We start from the raw sequence: 15,071 nt of genomic DNA on the forward strand, positions 1-15,071 counted from the left end.
CCGATGAAGATCCAGAATGCCTTCCGGTTCGGCCTCTTCGCAGCACTCGGTGCGCTCGTCGCGATCGGTATCGGCACCGCGATCGGCAGCCTCGCGACGATTCTGACCTACATCGGTGCCGCGCTCTTCATCGCCCTCGGCCTCGATCCGCTCGTATCCTTCCTCGAGCGAAAGCGCTTCCCGCGATGGGCGGCCATTCTCACGGTGCTCGCCGGCGTCGTCGGCGCGGCCACTGGCCTCGTCTTCGCGCTCATCCCGGTCATTGTGGAGCAGGTGGAACGGCTCGCCGACCAGGTGCTCGACATCATCGAACTTACCCAGAATGGCGAGCTCGCCAAGGAAGTGCAGCGGGTCTTCCCCGCACTCGACGTGCCGCTTGTCTTCGAGGAGATCACGAAATTCGTCGAGGAGCTCGACTTCTTCTCGATCGGCGGAGGTGTGCTCCAGGCGGGCATCGGCATCGCGACCGCCGCCTTCGGGGCCATCATCATCCTCATCCTGACCCTGTACTTCGTCTCATCGCTCCACACCATGAAGCGCGGCATCTACCAGCTCGTCCCGGCGTCGAAGCGAGGCAAGTTCATCGACATCGCTGAGCAGGTGATCGAGTCGGTGGGACGCTACGTCGTCGGCCAGGCGACGCTCGCGCTCACGAACGGCGTGCTGAGTTTCATCTTCCTGTCGATCATCGGCGCCAAGTACTCCGTGCTACTCGCCTTCATCGCGTTCCTCTTCAGCCTCGTGCCGCTCGTGGGAACGCTCACCGGTTCAACGATCATCGTGCTCGGCGTGCTCGCGTTCAACGGTTGGCCGACAGTGCTCTTCGCTGCGATCTGGTACCTCGTCTACATGCAGATCGAGGCCTACGTAATCAACCCGCGCATCATGAACCGGGCGGTGAAAGTCCCTGGCGTGCTGGTCGTCATCGCGGCCCTCGCCGGTGGGGCCTTGCTCGGCGTCCTCGGCGCGCTCGTGGCGATCCCCGTCGCGGCGTCGGTCCTCATCATCGTCAAGCAGGTCTTCATCCCGCGGCAGAACGAGCTCTGAGCGCTGCGCTGGGGATCAGCTCGGGTAGGTCGTCGGCAGCGGCGCACGCGCCGGGTTGAGCCGCTCGACGATCTCGTTGAGCACCCTCCGTGTCTGTTTCTCCCCCACCCACAGGTGCTTACCGTCCTCGACGGCGATGACCTCCGCCTCGGGAACAGCCGCGAAACGCTGCACCGCCTCGTCTGGACGCAGGAAGTCATCAAACTCCGGGACGACCGCGATCATCCGCTTGCCGCTGCCCGCCCACGCGGCCAACTCCGCGTCGCTCGTGCGGCGCAACGGCGGCGAAAGCAACACGACGCCGGGGATGTCGTAGCGGCGCCCGTGCTTGAGCGCAACCTCCGTGCCGAACGACCAGCCGACCAGCCAAGGCGCGGGCAGGCCGCGCCGGTGCAGGAACTCCACGGCCGCCTGGAGGTCCCAGGCCTCGTCGACGCCGTCGCCGAACTCACCGCCGCTCGTGCCACGCGGCGAGGTCGTGCCGCGGAAGTTGAAACGCAGCACGGCGATGTCGCTCAGCGCTGGCAACCGCGCTGCAGCCTTCCGGATGATGTGCGAGTCCATGAAGCCGCCCGCGGTCGGCAGGGGATGCAGCGCAAGCATCGTCGCGACAGGCTCACGGTCGAGCGGCAACGCGAGTTCGCCCACGAGTGTCAGCCCGTCGGTCGTGTGGAGCTCGATGTCCTCGCGTTGCGCGGGCAGTTCCACGCCAGCCTTGATCTCGATCGTCTCGGTCATCGTGACTCCCTACTTGATCTTCCAACAGTGCGAATGCCAGTGGCGCCGCTCAGCGAGCGCGCGCTCATCGCCCAGCATCGAGTCGGCGCGCCACGTCACGACGTGCGGGGTGCCGGGCGCGATGGCCGTGGGGCATCCAGGGCACGAGTACGACTTGACCGCTGAAGCGCCAGTCACGGGCTGCACGATCCATTCCCCGTCACGCTTTGTCTCGGTGCGGCGCCCGCCAAGCATGATTGCCGCGAGATCGCGCTCCTCCCCTGCTGGCCGGCGACGGCCGCGAGGGCGATTGGAGCGGGGCATCACCCCAGTGTAGTTAGTACCAGCCCTTGGCCTGGCTGGCCCCCCAGGCGCCGCAGGGAGTGCCGTAGCGGCCCTGGATGTAGCCGAGGCCCCAAGTGATCTGCGTCGCCGGGTTCGTCGCCCAGTCGGCCCCCGCCGAGGCCATTTTGCTGCCGGGCAGGGACTGCGGGATGCCGTAGGCACCGCTGGAGGGGTTGTGCGCGAAGGTGTTCCAGCCGGATTCCTTGTTCCAGAGCGCAACGAGGCAGTCGTACTGGTCGACTCCCCATCCGCGCGCCGCCACCATGTCATAGGCGATTGCCTTGGCGGAGCCAGGATCCGGGCTGCCAGCAGCGGGCGCACCGGTGGAAACCTTGGGAGGCGGCGGAGGCACGTAACGCTCGGCCTGGAAGCTGTCACGACCGAGCGGCTGCAGCGCTGCGACCGATGCGACCGAGATCGACTGGGCCACGTCTGCATCCGGAGTCGCGGATGCATCGGCACCGGCCTGTGCCGTCTGCGGCATGTTCGGGGCAACCACCGACACCGCCATGACGCCAGCCGCAACGGTGAACGCGAAGACCTGGAGCGCGAGGCGCCCGTGCATGCGGGTCGACAACAGGGCATCGCCCGACCTGGTTCCCCCGGCCCGGGATGCGCGATGAATCCCTCGCCTACTCACAGTGAACAGACCTTAGCCGACGGGACTGGGAAAATATAGGCCACGCGCGGCTCAGTCGACCGTCTGCATGATGTCGACGACGGCATCCAGCACCATGTCGACCTGCGCCTCCCGGTAGCCGCCGCGCTGGGGTCGGAACGCCGACCTGCGTACGTCAGAGACCGCAAGGGGCTCACCCCTCGTGAGATACGCAGAGATGCGGTCTGCCAAAGCATCCACCTCGCTCCGGCGATAGCCGTTGACGAGGAGGTTGACGCGTGCGAAGCGGTTGCCCGAGGGCCGCGCCAGCCGGTCGACGATCTCCTGGGCGAGCTCGCGCCGCTGTTGCACGAGAGTGTCTTCACCAAGCTCCGCCGCCAGCCGAGCACGCTCTCGCATCGCGAAGGCGTCTTCGAGTCGCTCAAGCGCCGCGTCCACATGCTCAGGGGAATACCCCCCCTTGCGCATTGCGAAGGCCGTCAGGCGGATGTCGCCGGCTGAAATGCTGGAAACCTCCCCACGCTCCGCTGTGTAGGCGCGGCGTGCATCCTCAAGGAAGTCCTCGACCTGTTCGATGTCGTAACCGAGACGGTTCCTGCGGGTCTTGGGGAAGGTAGCGCTCACGCACCCATTCTGCCCTACCGAGGCTTGGGACCCGTCGCTATCCGAAGAGGTAGAAGAGTACCCAGGCTGCTGCAGCGCTCGGGAGAATGGAATCGAGGCGGTCGAGGAAGCCCCCATGACCGGGCAGCCATGTGCTGATGTCCTTGATGCCGAGATCCCGCTTGATGAGCGACTCAGCGAGATCGCCGATCGTCGCCGTGAAGATCATCGTCAGCCCGAAGATCACGCCGACCCACCACGGCTTCTCAAGCAGGAACACGGTGAGCAGGATGCCCACCACCTGGGTCGCGACGACTCCACCCGCGAGCCCTTCCCACGTCTTGCCTGGGCTGATGCGCGGAGCCATCTTGTGGCGTCCGAAGTTGAGGCCCGTCACATAGGCACCGATGTCGGCGGCGACCACCGTGATGATGAACGCCAGCACCCAGCGCTCACCGCCGTCCTGTGCCGTCAGCAGCACGGCGAAACCCGCCATGAACGGGATGTACACCTGCACGAGCGTTCCGCCGGCGATGTCGAGCCAGAACTCCCTGGCAGAGACGCGGTGGCTGGGGCGCACGAGTTCCACCGTCCGCCAGAGCGCAACGAAGGCGATGCCGGCGAGAGCGGCGAACCACTTGCCGTCCGCCCCCAGGTAGAACGCTGCGGGGACTGTCGCGACGGCGGCGAGCACGGTCGGCAGCCGGGGAACATTGCGCCCACCGAAGCGCAGTGCGCTTGCGAGCTCGAATGCCGTGAACCCCACGAGCGCCCCGGCGAAGAGCAGGAACAGTTCTTTGAACACCATCAGGCTCAGAAGGAGCATGGCTCCAAGCGCCAGGCCGATGGCGGTAGCCGCGAAGAGGTTGCGGCCCGCCTTCGCCTCTATGCGCTCATTGGTCGCCTCGAGCTTGGCCCGCTGCGCCTCGAACTGTGCCTTGATGTCCTCAGCGCGCGCGTGGGCGAGCGCCTCGAGCTCGTCGCGCTTCGAATGGGCTCGGCCGGATCGCGGCGCGGGCGTGTGGCCGTCCGACTCCTCCGACATTCAGACCTCGAGCAGCTCGGCTTCCTTCTTCTTGAGCGCTTCGTCGACCGCGTCGATGTAGGTCTTCGTGATCGCCTCGAGCTCCTTCTCGCCGCGAGCGATCTCGTCCTCGCCGACCTCGGACTTGAGGGCGTCGAGGTCGTCCTTCGCCTTGCGACGGATGTTTCGGATCGACACCTTGGCGTCCTCGCCCTTGCCCTTCACGAGCTTGACGTACTCCTTGCGGCGGTCCGCCGTGAGCTCGGGGAGTACGGCACGGATGATCGTGCCGTCATTGCCCACGTTGGCACCGAGGTGCTCCGCCTTCGCGATGGCCTTCTCGATGTCCTTCAGCGCGGACTTGTCGAACGGCGTGATGATGAGCATGCGCGCCTCGGGATTGTTCATCGTGGCGAGCTGACCGAGAGGGGTCGGCGTGCCGTAATAGTCCACCAGCAGCTTCTGGAAGAGGGCGGGGTTGGCGCGGCCGGTGCGGACGTTTGCGAAGTCATCCTTCGCCGCCTCGACCGACTTGCCCATCTTGTCTTTGGCCTCTGCCAAAACGTCGCTGATCACTGGTGCTCCTTCTGGGTCTGTAGCGAGTGTACCGGCGAGCCGGTGCTAATTGCTGACGAGCGTGCCGATGGCCTCGCCGCGGATCGCCTTCGCGACGTTGCCCTCGGGCTCCATTCCGAAGACCACCATGGGCATTTCGTTGTCCATGCAGAGGCTGAACGCGGTCGAATCGACCACCTTGAGGCCCTGCACGAGCGCCTCCTGGTACGTGACCTTCTCGAGCTTGGCAGCCGAGTCGTTCTTGCGTGGGTCGTCATCGTAGACCCCGTCAACGCCGTTCTTCGCGACGAGCACGACATCAGCACCGATCTCGAGGGCGCGCTGAGCCGAGACCGTGTCGGTCGAGAAGTACGGCAGGCCTGCACCGGCGCCGAAGATCACGATGCGACCCTTCTCGAGGTGTCGCTCCGCGCGCAGCGGGATGTAGGACTCCGCAACCTGCGTCATGGTGATGGCGGACTGCACGCGAGGCTCCGCACCCGCCTGCTCGAGGAAATCCTGGAGCGCGAGGGCGTTCATGACGGTGCCCAGCATCCCCATGTAGTCCGCACGGCCGCGGTCCATGCCGCGCTGGCTCAGTTCGGCGCCGCGGAAGAAGTTACCGCCGCCGACGACGATCGCGATCTCGACCTCTTTCGAGGCGTCGGCAATCTCGCGCGCCAGTCGGCTGACGACGTCAGGGTTCACTCCGAGTTGGCCCCCACCGAATGCCTCACCCGAAAGCTTCAGGAGCACCCTCCGCTTGCCCGTCTCAGATGTCATGCTCGCTCCCAAGGTCGTCGTGTCTACAGAGTATTGCTATGGCCCGCGAAAAGGGGGCCCGAGACGCTCAGCGTCTCGGACCCCCTCATAACGCGTATGTTAGGCGCCGACCTTGATGCGGACGAAGCCCGTCACCGTGATACCGGCATCCTGGGCGACCTTCGCGATCGTCACCTTGTTGTCGCGAGCGTAGTCCTGCTCAAGCAGGGCGACCTGCTTGAAGTAGGCACCCAGGCGACCCTCGATGATCTTCGGCAGGGCAGCCTCGGGCTTGCCCTCGCCGCGGCTGATCTCCTCGACGATGCGACGCTCGTTCTCGATGTCGGCCTCGGAGACGTCCTCGCGCGAGAGCACGGACGGGTTGGCGAAGGAGATGTGCTGCGCGATGCCGCGAGCTGCCTCAGCATCGTCACCCGTGTAGCCCACGACGACAGCGATCTGCGGGGGCAGGTCCTTGCTCGTCTTGTGCATGTAGATCTCGAACTTCTCGGCCTCGACGACCGCAACGCGACGAAGCTCGAACTTCTCGCCGATGACGGCAGCCTCTTCATCGATCGCGGCGGCGACGGTCTTGCCGTCGAGGTCGGCCGCGAGGGCCTCCTCGACGGTGTTGGCGCCGGCGGCGACGGCCGCGTCGAGCACGCGCTCGCTCAGTGCGCCGAACTTCTCGCCCTTCGCGACGAAGTCGGTCTCACAGGCGAGCTCGATGACGGTCGCGCGACCGTCGACGGCCTTCGCGACGACGACGCCCTCACTCGTGGAGCGGTCAGCACGCTTCGCGTTGCCCTTGGCGCCCTTGAGGCGAAGCAGCTCGGTGGCCTTCTCGAGGTCACCGCCCGCCTCGACGAGCGCGTTCTTCGTGTCGACCATGCCGGTGCCGAGGCGCTCGCGCAGGGTCTTGATGTCTTCCAGGCTGAAATCTGCCATGGGAACTCCTAAGTGTGATGGAAGTGGACTTGGGGAGTCGACGACTACTACGCGTCGGTGGCCGGGGCCTTCTCGGCCTCGGTCGCCTCAGCCTCGATCTTCGCCTCGGCGTCAGCCTTCGACTCCGTCGCGTGCTCGGGCGTCGCATCCGTCGTCGGCGCCTTCTCGGCTACCTGTGCGTCTGCGTCGTTCTCAGCGGTCGTCGCGCCGACGCCCTCGGACTGGCCGAGGAGCTCGGCCTCCCACTCCGCGAGCGGCTCGACGGCCGAGACGTTGCCTTCTTCAGGCTTCTGGTGACGCTGGATGAGGCCCTCAGCCGCAGCATCCGCGATGATGCGGGTGAGGAGGCCGACCGAGCGGATCGCGTCGTCGTTGCCCGGAATGGGGTACTGCACCTCGTCGGGGTCGCAGTTGGAGTCGAGGATCGCGATGACCGGGATGCCAAGCTTCTTGGCCTCGTCGATCGCGAGGTGCTCCTTCTTGGTGTCGACAACCCAGATCGCCGACGGCGTCTTCGTCAGGTTGCGGATACCGCCAAGCGACTTGTGCAGCTTGTCGAGCTCACGCTTCTTGATGAGGAGCTCCTTCTTGGTGAAGCCCTTCGTGGTGTCGTCGAAGTCGAGCTCCTCGAGCTCCTTCATGCGAGCAAGACGCTTGCTCACCGTCTGGAAGTTCGTGAGGAGTCCTCCGAGCCAACGCTGGTTGACGTAAGGCTGGCCGACGCGCTGCGCCTGCTCGGCGATCGCGTTCTGGGCCTGCTTCTTGGTGCCGACGAAGAGGATGGTGCCGCCGTGGGCGACCGTCTCCTTGACGTAGTCGTAGGTCTTGTCGATGTACGCGAGCGACTGCTGGAGGTCGATGATGTGGCTACCCGAACGCTCCGTGAGGATGAAGCGCTTCATCTTGGGGTTCCAGCGACGGGTCTGGTGTCCGAAGTGAACGCCGCTGTCGAGCAGCTGGCGGATGGTAACGACGGCCATGGCCGTTCTCCTTTTCTTGCAGGACGCCACCGCAGCAGCATCCGTGCATATTCTCAGTTGAATCGCGCCGGTCGGCGCAGAACCTGGTGCCCGACGCGCATCCGCCCCTGCTCGCCTTGCGGCGGAGTGGGGACTGAATGGATGCGGAGGCCTGATGGGCACGCGTAGTCACCCCGTCTACACGGGATGCAGGGGCAACTATATCACCCGTGGCCGGGCGAAGAGGTTGCTAGAAGACGTCCGGCTCGTGGTGTCCTCGCGTTGGCCTGCGCCGCTTGAAACCGAGGCCTCGGGGCGCCTGCTCGGTCGGTGCGTCGACTTCGAGCCCATAGTAGACACCAACGCGATCGATCAAGACGTCGCGCTCGGCCTTTTCGTAGGCCCGACGCTCCCGCCCAAAGGCGACGACCGTCGACCAACACATCAGCAGCATGACGACGCTGAACGGAAGTGCCGTTGTGATGGCCGCGGTCTTGAGCGCTTCCAGGCCGCCTGAGAAGAGCAGAGCGATCGCAACGAGTGCCGTGACGATCGCGAAGAAGACCCGGATCGTGTTGCGGGGCTCGACCTGTCCGCCCGTCGCCAGCATGGCCATGACGAGGGAGCCCGAATCCGAGGAGGTCACGAAGAACAGGGCGATGAGAATGATGGCGCCCGCGATGAGCACTCCTCCTGCGGGGAGATCCTCGAGCAGGAGGAAGAGGGACCCCTCCAGGTCGACCGCCCCATCGGGCCCGATGAGACCGCCGTTCCCCTCCGTCTCGCGGATGATGGCCGCGCCGCCCAAGACGCTGAACCAGAGGAAGGTGATCGCTGTCGGCACGAGCAGCACGCCAGCGACGAACTGCCGCACGGTGCGGCCGCGCGAGATGCGCGCGATGAAGATTCCCACAAAGGGCGCCCACGACATCCACCAGCCCCAGTAGAACGTCGTCCACGCGGCCTGCCACTCCTCACCAGCGCGCCCAGCGAAGGCGCTGACAGTGAAGGCGAGCCCGAGGAAGTTCTGGAGGTAGGCACCGATGGACTGCACGAACTCGCGCAGCAGGAACTGGGTCGGACCGAGGAACAGCACGGCGAGCAGCAAGACGCCCGCGATCACAAGGTTCGTGTTCGACAGCCACTTCATTCCGCGATTTACGCCGGTGATGAGCGAGAACACAGCCGCCCCCGTGATGACCACGATAATGATGATCTGGCTCGTGCGCGTGCTCTCGGCGATGCCGCTGGTCTCGAGTCCGGCGCCGATTTGCAGCACGCCCAAGCCGAGCGAGGTCGCGACGCCGAAGAGCGTGCCGACCAGCGCGATGATGTCGATGAGGTTCCCCCAGCCGCCACGCACCCTGCGACCGAGGAGCGGCTCGAGTGCCCAGCGGATGGAGACGGGACGGTTGCGGCGGTGGATCGCGTAGCCGAGCGCGAGGCCCACGACCACGTAAATCGCCCACGCGTGGAAGCCCCAGTGGAGGAACGTCTGCGAGAGCGCGCTCTGGGCGAGCACGCTGTCGGACCCGGAGACCCCGGGCCGCGGGTTCGCAAAGTGGCTGAGCGGCTCGGATACGCCGTAGAAGACGAGACCGATGCCCATACCCGCAGCGAACAGCAGGGAGAGCCACGACATGAGCGAGAACTCCGGCTCGTCATCGTCCTTGCCGAGCTTGATCGAGCCAAAACGACTGAAGCCCATCCACAGGGCGAAGAAGACGAAGAGCGCCGCAATCAGCACGTAGTACCAGCTGAAGTTGCGCACGATCGTCGATTGCAGTCCGTCGAAGAGTTGCTCCGCCGATTGGGGTGCGACGAGGGCGTAGACGACGAAGACGAGCACGATTGCAGCGGATGGCCAGAACACCCACTTCGCTACGACAGTGGTTGGAGCGACGGGATGATCGGGCGGAGAAACTTGGGACATAGCTTCATGCTGCCCCGGCATACCGCTTTTCGACAGATGCGAACCTCCTCCACAGGACACGGAGGCTCGCAAAAGCCCACGCTTCACGGCAGCGCGACCACGCGCGAGCATCACGAGCGGCACGCTGTTGTCATGTCGCCTCCGCCGCCAGCCAGAGCGATCCGGCTCATTGCTCTGGCGCTGTGCATGCCCGTCTTCCTCGTGGGCGCGAGCAACTCCCCCATTGCCGCCGCGTCGCACGAGAAGCGTGCGAGCACGGCGGCGGAGGCGGCACCCGGCAGGTGGCTGTGGCCGGTGGAGGGCCCGCGACGAATCGTGGGTTCGTACCTGGCTCCGCCGACTCCGTACGCTGCCGGCCACCGCGGGATCGACGTCGCCGCTCCCTCGGATGGGACTGTCGTGGCGCCCGCAGATGGCACCGTGCACTATGTCGGTGTCGTCGTCGACCGCGCCGTCGTATCCATTCGACATGCGGACGGCGTCATCTCGAGCATGGAACCCGTCACTTCCGGGCTCGCCGCGGGCCAGGCCGTCACGCGGGGTCAGACGATCGGCAACGTAGCGGCGATGGATGCACGTTCTGCGTGGAGCGGCACGCACTGCCGATCGCCGTGCATCCATATTGGCGTGAGAGTGCACGGAGACTACGTGTCACCGCTCAACTACCTCGGCGGAATCCCCCGCTCCGTGCTGTTACCTACTCGCACCCTCGGGCGAGGCGGCTCAGCCGGCGGTCGTGCTGAGGATGTCGATGGCGAACACGATCGTGTCGGTGCCGCCGATCGCTCCCTGACCCGCCGAACCGTAGCCGTACGCCGGGGGGATGACGACGATCAGCTGGGAGCCGACGGTCTGGCCCTCGAGCGCAGCCTTGAACCCGGGAATCACGCCGGAGGTCGGGAACGCCGACGGCTCGCCGCGCGACCACGAGGAGTCGAACTCTTCGCCCGTGTCCCAGTTCACGCCCCTGTAGTGGACCTCGACCGTGTCGCCCTCACCAACGACATCCCCGTCGCCTTCCGTGATGACCGCAAGGGTGGGCTTCTCAAGAGGAGCCGTCTCGGGGAAGGTGATCGTCGGCGAACCGTCCTCCGCATACTCGACCGTGGGCATGCCCTCGGCGCCGGGCTCCACGACAACCATGTCAGCCGCTGCGTCGACGGGCTTGCTGACGCTGAGGATGTCGAACACGAAGATGAGCGTGTCGTCGCCCGATACACCGATCGACTCGTTTCCGGCCTCGCCGAAGGCATCCTCCGGCGCTATCGTCGCAACCACGCGCTCGCCCTCGACTGAGCAGTTCAGTGCCTTCACGATTCCGGGAAGGTACATCGCCTCATCGAGCACGAACGGCACGCGGTCGCTGTCGTCGAGGTGCCCCGTCGACTCCATCTCCTCGCCGGTGCCGCCATTGAACAGGGTGTACGAGACCGTGACGGTGTCACCCTCCGTCGCAGGTGCGGAGCCGTCACCCTCGATGATGACGGAGCGCTGTGTCTCGGCAGACTCAAGCGGGCTGTCGAATGACACCTCGGGGGCTGCCCCGAGTTCACCCGTGACATCGACCGCACCAGAAGCGTTGCCCTCGACCGCGCAGTCCTTGGCCGCAGCCGTCGATGCTGCTTCGTCGTCACCGGGCGCACACGCCGTGAGCGCAGTGGCGCCGAGGCCGAGGGCGATGAAGACGGTCAGGATTCGGCGGGACGCCGTGAAGGATGCAGGCACGTGAGACTTTCCGTGTGGGGGATGTTGCGACTAGTCCTAGCTTCTCATCCCGGCGCCTATGCGCGCGCTGGGAAGTCAGGCTCTTGGATGGGCGGAGCGGTAGGAGTCCTTGAGCCTGTCCATCGAGACGTGCGTGTAGACCTGGGTCGTGCCGAGGCTCGCGTGCCCCAACATCTCCTGCACCGCCCGCAGGTCGGCTCCCCCGTCGAGCAGGTGGGTGGCCGCCGTGTGACGGAGCGAGTGCGGCCCCGACGGCCCGCCGCCCGGAACCGCCTCGAGCAGCGATGCGACGAGCGAGTACACCGACCTGGCGCCAAGGCGCGCACCGCGGTCTCCGATGAAGACGGCTCGCCCCGCGCGCTGTGCGTCCTTCGATATGAGTCGTGGTCGGGCGTCAGTGAGGTAGTCGACCAGCGCCTCCTTGGCCGGAACCCCGAACGGCACGACGCGCTCTTTCGCTCCCTTGCCGGTCACGCGCACTGTCAGGCGAGCGAGGTCGACGTCGTCGATATCGAGGGTCACGAGTTCACTGACGCGCAGCGCCGAGGCGTACAGCATCTCGACCACGGCGAGATCGCGCATGGCCCGTGCGTCAGCGGTGGACGCACGCTTCCACAGGGAGCCGAGCATCGTGTCCATTTGCTCGCGTGTCAGCACACGTGGCAGGTGCCGATCGGGCCGAGGGGCGCGAAGCCGCGCAGCGGGATCCGCTTCGCCGCTACGGTGTGCGTGCCACGCGGTAACGCCACGGGCGGAGGCCGAGCGACGCGCCAGGGTCGCTTTCGAGAGACCCCGCTGGGACTCCTGCCAGAGCCAGTCTCGGAGGAGTTCGAGGGTGAGCTCGTGCATCCGTTCGACTCCCTGTTCTTCCGCGAAGGAGGCGAGCGACGCCAGGTCCGCACGGTAGGCCCGCACCGTGTGAGCGCTGAAGCCGCGCTCGTGTTCGAGGTGACGGGAGTAGGCGTCTACGGCCTCGTCGAGACGCATGTCATCTCGCCGGTTCGGTGCCGAGGTTGAAGGGCGAGTCCTTCTTGGAGAACATCGCGATTCGCTGCTCCGGCGTCATGGCTTCGATCTGCGCCCGGTGCTTGGCGTCCACGCCGGAGATCTCTTTGCTGGCTCCGATAGGCACGAGCGAGTGCACGACCCTGTCGGGATAGGTGTGAACAATGTTCATGGACTGAGCGCTGTCGCGTCCCGAGAGCAGTCGTTCGCGGGCACTGAGGTCGAGGGTGTAGCACGTCGCCGCCGCGACGGAGACTGGAATTCCCGCTACCGTGCTGTGGCTTGAATAGTGGAGGTGTCCCGCGAGGATGCCGCGCACATCCGTGCCCTCGACGACGTTCGCGAAGCGGTGCTGGTCGTGAAGCTCGAGCATCTGCATTGCCCAGAGGAGCGGCGTCGGGATTGGGGGGTGGTGCACCGCGATGAGCGTGCCGTGGGCCGCGGGCCTCGCGAGTTCCTCGGCGAGCCATTCGAGTTGTTCGTCCGTGAGCTCGCCATGGTGATAGCCGGGCACCGTCGTGTCGAGGGAAACGATCCTCAGTCCGTTGATGTCATAGACGCGGTCCTGCGGCTGCTCCGAACCGTTGCCGAACAGCGCCTCGGAGTACTGGTAGCGCTCGTCATGGTTTCCCATGACCCAGATGACCTGCGCGCCGAGTCGTTCTGCCACGGGCTCCACCAAGTCTTTGAGGGTGGCATACGCCTCCGGCTCCCCCAGGTCAGCCAGGTCACCCGTGAAGACGAGGGCCTCGGGCCGGATGTCGGAGCGCTCCAGCTGCACGAGTGCCCGCTCCAGGTTCTGCGCCGTGTCGACGGCGTCATAGAGCCGACGTCCGCCCGCGAGCAGGTGCGTGTCGCTGATGTGGGCGATCACGTGGCTGGGATCAGGATGTTGTCCTAGGGCGGTCACGCCTTCACAGTATTCGGTGGGGGTGACAAGCGCACCACCTCGTCACGACACGCGCACCCATCCTCGCTCGCGTTCGATCACCGCGTCTTCCATGCCGAGCAGGCCGAGTTGCCCCTGCGTCGCCGCGAAGGACAGCCCCGAGCGGGCAGCGATGTCCTCGACGCTGCGCGGCGATCGGCGACTGAGGGCGTCGAGGATGCGGATACGGTCCGGCGAGGCGGCGTCGTTCGAACCGTCGTTTCCCGCTTGGTCGCCCTCTGTGCGAGCGCGGTCACGGCCTGCACCGCCGGGGGCAAGCTCTGCCATCTCCTCCGCACTCGTGACGCACACCGCGTCGAACTCCCGGATGAGTCGGTGACAGCCCGCCGACGCTGGACTCGTCACCGGGCCGGGGACCGCGCCGAGGGGCCTACCGAGGGCGGCGGCGTGTGCCGCGGTATTGAGCGACCCTGATCTCCAGCCCGCCTCGAGAACGATGGTTGTCTGGCTCGCCGCCGCGATGAGCCGGTTCCGCTGGAGGAAGCGCCATTTGGTGGGCTGCGCGCCGGGCGGCAGCTCCGTGATCACCGCTCCGCCGTCGACCATGCGGCTGAGCAAGGAGTCGTGCCCCGAGGGGTAGAACCGGTCGACGCCTCCCGCGAGGAAGGCGATCGTCTGGCCGTCGCTGGCGAGAGCTGAGCGGTGGGCCATGCCGTCGATGCCGTAGGCCGCGCCCGACACGATCGCGAAGCCACGGTCCACGAGTCCCGCTGCGGCTTCCATCGTCACGTGCTCGCCGTATCCCGTTGCGGCCCGCGCACCGACGAGCGAGATCGAGTTGGCGACCGAGCTCAGCGCGTCATCGGTGCCGCGCACCCACAGGGCGATCGGCGCGTGATGGCCGAGGTCATCCACGCCCGCCGGCCAGAGGTGGTCCCCCGGCAAGAGGAGGCGTGCCCCGAGACGGGCTCCCTGGCGAAGTGCCCCGATGACGGACTTCGAGTTCAGCCGCGGGAACCACCGGGCGAGAGCCTCCGTCACCTCCTTCTCGGCCATGGCGGCGCCTCGCTCTTCGAGCGCCGAGAGCACGCGACCCACAGCCCACCGCTCGACGACGACGGTGAGGGCCAAGGATCCACCGAGTGCGTGTACAAGCGCTCCGGCGACCGCATCCCCGGGCTCGGCGATGCCGCTCCAGGCGGCCCGCGCGAAGCTCTCCCGCGCCTGCGTTGTCGAAAGCTCCGTGCGCCGCAGCAGCTGCACGTTGCGGGTCACCTCACTCGCATCGACTCCGAACATGCTCATGTGATGCCTCTCCTCAGGAACAGTGCCCGGCCGACGTGGTCGGGGCTTGGGGTCCCTGCCCCATCCAGATCCGCGATAGTCCAGGCCGTACGAAGCACCCGGTCGTATCCACGCATGGTGATTCCGCCCCGCTCGAGCGCGCGATCGAGGCTTGCGGTCGATGTCGGTGGAAGGCGGATGCCCGGGCTCCGCAACCAGGTGCCGGGGACGTGGGCGTTGACTTCCCACGGGGTGTCCCGAAGCCGGTCCGCCGCGACCGCGCGCGCCTCGCGGACGCGCTGCCGCGCCTCATCGCTTGAAGTGCCTCCCTCGCCTGCCATCCGGAGCTGGGCTGCCGTGATCCGGCTGACCCTGAGTTGGATGTCGATGCGATCGAGGAGCGGCCCCGAGAGTCGCGCAAGGTAGCGGCGTCGGTTGTGCGGCGTGCACGTGCATTCGCTGTCCCGGCTGCCGTATTGGCCGCACGGGCACGGGTTTGCCGCGAGTACGAGCTGGAAGCGTCCGGGGAACGACGCAACCGCATTGGCCCGGTGGATCGTGATGGCACCCGACTCGAGGGGTTGCCGCAGCGCGTCGAGCACGGAGGCGGAGAACTCGGGAGCTTCGGCGAATTGTCAAAGTACAATACAATTGAT

General features: G+C 66.4%; 16 protein-coding genes and 2 pseudogenes. 2 read left to right on the top strand and 16 right to left on the bottom strand.

All coding sequences use genetic code 11. The features are described from left to right. Positions 1-3 precede the first annotated feature (3 nt). Positions 4-1,047, top strand: a complete 1,044-nt coding sequence (locus FVA74_RS08310; RefSeq protein WP_147721578.1) for an AI-2E family transporter — start codon at positions 4-6, stop codon at positions 1,045-1,047. A 15-nt stretch (positions 1,048-1,062) separates the two neighbouring features. Here FVA74_RS08310 and FVA74_RS08315 read toward each other — a convergent pair whose 3' ends face one another. The 10 genes from FVA74_RS08315 to FVA74_RS08360 form a co-directional block, all read right to left on the bottom strand. Then, positions 1,063-1,785 carry an alpha/beta hydrolase gene (locus tag FVA74_RS08315; protein ID WP_147721579.1) on the bottom strand — a complete coding sequence of 241 codons (723 nt, stop codon included), beginning with the start codon at positions 1,783-1,785 and terminating at the stop codon, positions 1,063-1,065. Between the two features lie 9 nt (positions 1,786-1,794). Then, on the bottom strand, positions 1,795-2,088 hold the full coding sequence (locus FVA74_RS08320) for a hypothetical protein (RefSeq protein ID WP_147721580.1): 294 nt from the start codon (positions 2,086-2,088) through the stop codon (positions 1,795-1,797). 13 nt (positions 2,089-2,101) lie between these two features. Further along, positions 2,102-2,686 carry a transglycosylase SLT domain-containing protein gene (locus FVA74_RS13745; protein ID WP_240792170.1) on the bottom strand — a complete coding sequence of 195 codons (585 nt, stop codon included), beginning with the start codon at positions 2,684-2,686 and terminating at the stop codon, positions 2,102-2,104. Between the two features lie 114 nt (positions 2,687-2,800). After that, entirely contained in the window at positions 2,801-3,352 is a 552-nt protein-coding gene (locus tag FVA74_RS08330; RefSeq protein WP_240792171.1) for a DivIVA domain-containing protein, read from the bottom strand. A 37-nt stretch (positions 3,353-3,389) separates the two neighbouring features. Further along, a complete protein-coding gene (locus tag FVA74_RS08335; protein WP_240792172.1) occupies positions 3,390-4,376 on the bottom strand; it encodes a phosphatidate cytidylyltransferase in 987 nt (328 codons plus the stop codon). Beyond that, entirely contained in the window at positions 4,377-4,931 is a 555-nt protein-coding gene (gene frr / locus FVA74_RS08340; RefSeq protein WP_147721582.1) for a ribosome recycling factor, read from the bottom strand. Positions 4,932-4,976: 45 nt separating this feature from the next. After that, positions 4,977-5,693 (bottom strand): UMP kinase, encoded by a 717-nt coding sequence (gene pyrH / locus FVA74_RS08345; protein WP_147721583.1) that lies wholly within the window; start codon positions 5,691-5,693, stop codon positions 4,977-4,979. Between the two features lie 99 nt (positions 5,694-5,792). Continuing rightward, complete coding sequence (gene tsf / locus FVA74_RS08350; RefSeq protein ID WP_147721584.1) at positions 5,793-6,620, bottom strand: translation elongation factor Ts; 828 nt, start codon at positions 6,618-6,620, stop codon at positions 5,793-5,795. A 47-nt stretch (positions 6,621-6,667) separates the two neighbouring features. Then, a complete protein-coding gene (gene rpsB, locus FVA74_RS08355; protein ID WP_147721585.1) occupies positions 6,668-7,600 on the bottom strand; it encodes a 30S ribosomal protein S2 in 933 nt (310 codons plus the stop codon). Between the two features lie 229 nt (positions 7,601-7,829). Continuing rightward, positions 7,830-9,512 (bottom strand): BCCT family transporter, encoded by a 1,683-nt coding sequence (locus tag FVA74_RS08360; RefSeq protein WP_147721586.1) that lies wholly within the window; start codon positions 9,510-9,512, stop codon positions 7,830-7,832. A gap of 186 nt (positions 9,513-9,698) precedes the next feature. Between FVA74_RS08360 and FVA74_RS08365 the strand changes: the two are divergent. Next, a pseudogene (locus FVA74_RS08365) lies at positions 9,699-10,157 on the top strand (peptidoglycan DD-metalloendopeptidase family protein); the annotation flags it as partial. Positions 10,158-10,235: 78 nt separating this feature from the next. Here the strand turns inward: FVA74_RS08365 and FVA74_RS08370 are convergent. The 6 genes and pseudogenes from FVA74_RS08370 to FVA74_RS13835 all read right to left on the bottom strand — a co-directional run. Further along, entirely contained in the window at positions 10,236-11,237 is a 1,002-nt protein-coding gene (locus FVA74_RS08370; protein WP_240792173.1) for an FKBP-type peptidyl-prolyl cis-trans isomerase, read from the bottom strand. A gap of 75 nt (positions 11,238-11,312) precedes the next feature. Continuing rightward, positions 11,313-12,224 (bottom strand): tyrosine recombinase XerC, encoded by a 912-nt coding sequence (locus tag FVA74_RS08375; protein WP_147721587.1) that lies wholly within the window; start codon positions 12,222-12,224, stop codon positions 11,313-11,315. A 1-nt stretch (position 12,225) separates the two neighbouring features. Further along, positions 12,226-13,152 carry a phosphodiesterase gene (locus FVA74_RS08380; protein ID WP_147721588.1) on the bottom strand — a complete coding sequence of 309 codons (927 nt, stop codon included), beginning with the start codon at positions 13,150-13,152 and terminating at the stop codon, positions 12,226-12,228. Positions 13,153-13,194: 42 nt separating this feature from the next. Further along, complete coding sequence (gene dprA, locus FVA74_RS08385; RefSeq protein ID WP_147721589.1) at positions 13,195-14,436, bottom strand: DNA-processing protein DprA; 1,242 nt, start codon at positions 14,434-14,436, stop codon at positions 13,195-13,197. Beyond that, entirely contained in the window at positions 14,433-14,756 is a 324-nt protein-coding gene (locus FVA74_RS13830; protein WP_255471460.1) for a hypothetical protein, read from the bottom strand. Before FVA74_RS13830 ends, dprA begins: the two co-directional genes overlap by 4 nt. Positions 14,757-14,774: 18 nt before the next feature. Continuing rightward, positions 14,775-15,029, bottom strand: a pseudogene (locus FVA74_RS13835) (ATP-binding protein); the annotation flags it as partial. Between the last annotated feature and the right edge of the window lie 42 nt (positions 15,030-15,071).

This window comes from Salinibacterium sp. dk2585, from assembly GCF_008001035.1.
GTDB lineage: Bacteria > Actinomycetota > Actinomycetes > Actinomycetales > Microbacteriaceae > Homoserinimonas.

Bases quoted from the DNA above. Each gene is read 5' to 3' on its own strand.
- FVA74_RS08310 (WP_147721578.1), top strand. From the start codon at position 4: ATGAAGATCCAGAATGCCTTCCGGTTCGGCCTCTTCGCAGCACTCGGT.
- FVA74_RS08315 (WP_147721579.1), bottom strand. From the start codon at position 1,785: ATGACCGAGACGATCGAGATCAAGGCTGGCGTGGAACTGCCCGCGCAA.
- FVA74_RS08320 (WP_147721580.1), bottom strand. From the start codon at position 2,088: ATGCCCCGCTCCAATCGCCCTCGCGGCCGTCGCCGGCCAGCAGGGGAG.
- FVA74_RS08335 (WP_240792172.1), bottom strand. From the start codon at position 4,376: ATGTCGGAGGAGTCGGACGGCCACACGCCCGCGCCGCGATCCGGCCGA.
- pyrH (WP_147721583.1), bottom strand. From the start codon at position 5,693: ATGACATCTGAGACGGGCAAGCGGAGGGTGCTCCTGAAGCTTTCGGGT.
- tsf (WP_147721584.1), bottom strand. From the start codon at position 6,620: ATGGCAGATTTCAGCCTGGAAGACATCAAGACCCTGCGCGAGCGCCTC.
- rpsB (WP_147721585.1), bottom strand. From the start codon at position 7,600: ATGGCCGTCGTTACCATCCGCCAGCTGCTCGACAGCGGCGTTCACTTC.
- FVA74_RS08360 (WP_147721586.1), bottom strand. From the start codon at position 9,512: ATGTCCCAAGTTTCTCCGCCCGATCATCCCGTCGCTCCAACCACTGTC.
- FVA74_RS08375 (WP_147721587.1), bottom strand. From the start codon at position 12,224: ATGCGTCTCGACGAGGCCGTAGACGCCTACTCCCGTCACCTCGAACAC.
- dprA (WP_147721589.1), bottom strand. From the start codon at position 14,436: ATGAGCATGTTCGGAGTCGATGCGAGTGAGGTGACCCGCAACGTGCAG.
- FVA74_RS13830 (WP_255471460.1), bottom strand. From the start codon at position 14,756: ATGGCAGGCGAGGGAGGCACTTCAAGCGATGAGGCGCGGCAGCGCGTC.